This is a genomic window from Kitasatospora nipponensis (assembly GCF_039528135.1).
GTDB classification, from domain to species: domain Bacteria; phylum Actinomycetota; class Actinomycetes; order Streptomycetales; family Streptomycetaceae; genus Kitasatospora; species Kitasatospora nipponensis.
The window spans coordinates 1-1,419 of record NZ_BAAALF010000456.1; the positions used below are offsets into that span (position 1 = coordinate 1).

At 66.4% G+C, this 1,419-nt stretch carries 1 protein-coding gene; it reads left to right on the plus strand.

Features of this window, described 5'->3' with window-relative positions; genetic code table 11:
* A partial coding sequence (locus ABD323_RS41150; protein WP_344447211.1) for a DUF2334 domain-containing protein occupies window positions 1-1,229 on the plus strand: 1,229 nt, incomplete at its 5' end.
* Window positions 1,230-1,419: the final 190 nt, after the last annotated feature.

Sequence of the window (1,419 nt, forward strand, 5' to 3'; positions counted from 1 at the left end):
AGTTCTCCGCCACCTACGGGTGGGACCCGACCAACTCCTACTTCAACTACAACCCGATCACCTCGGTCAACTACAAGGGCCAAGCCCTCAGCCGTGACCCGCTGAACGGCGGCGGCGTGCTGGGCGACACCATCACGGACCCCACCAAGGTCACCGTGCTCGCCTCCTCGACCGACAGCACCGGGGCCAGCGTCCCCTGGGCGATCCGCTCGAACAACCTCACCTACATCGGTGACGTCCCGTTCTCCTACGTGAGCGCCAACGACCGGGTGATGATCTTCAGCGACCTGCTCTTCGACGCACTCCCCCCCGGCGCCCCGACCCGGCACCGGGCCATGGTCCGGCTGGAGGACATCAGCCCCGCCGACGACCCGGTCCAGCTGATCAACACCGGCAACTACCTGAAGTCCCAGAACATCCCGTTCAGCTTCGGCGTCATCCCGGTCTACACCGACCCCAAGGGCACCTACAACAACGGCCGCCCGGAGACCCTCCGGCTGTCGCAGACGCCGCTGATGGTCCTCGCGATCAGGTCGCTGATCGCCAACGGCGGCACCATGCTGATGCACGGTTACACGCACCAGTTCAGCAACATCGCCAACCCGTACAACGGTGTGAGCGGCGACGACTTCGAGTTCTACCGGGCCCAGTGCTCGGTCACCCGGACCCCGCCGTACCAGTTCCGGGCACCCTGCCAGAACACCGACTGGGTGATCCACCAGGGCCCGGTCCCCGGTGACTCCGCCACCTATGCGCTGGGCCGGATCACCGCCGCCAGCAACGAGTTCAAGGCTGGCGGCCTCCCGGTGCCGACGATCTTCGAGTTCCCGCACTACGCGGGCTCGGCCGTCGACTACAAGGCCCTGGAACCCGGCTTCGCCGCCCGCTACGAGCGCTCGCTGTACTTCGGCGGCGTGCTCAACGGAGGCCCGATCGACTACAGCATGCTGATCGGTCAGTTCTTCCCCTACCCCGTGCACGACGTCTACGGCGAGACCGTACTGCCCGAGAACCTGGGCAACTACGAGCCCCAGATGTCCAACAACAACCCGCCGCGACTGCCGGCCGACATGGTCAATTCGGCCAAGCTGAACCTCGTGGTCAGGGACGGCTACGCCAGCTTCTTCTACCACCCGTCCTACGGGCTGAACCCGCTGCGGCAGACCGTCAACGGCATCAAGGCACTCGGCTACACCTTCATCTCCCCCGCCACGGCCCTCGCGCCCTGACAGCACATCACCCCTGCTGCCGGCTCGCCCGCTTGGGGCCGGCAGCAGGAACCCATCCCGAGAGGTACTGGTCCCCATGTGCGGAATCGTGGGATACGTGGGGTGCGAGGCCGCCCTGGACGTCGTGATCGAGGGGCTCGAACGACTGGAGTACCGGGGCTACGACTCGGCCGGCGTCACCGTCCTGAAC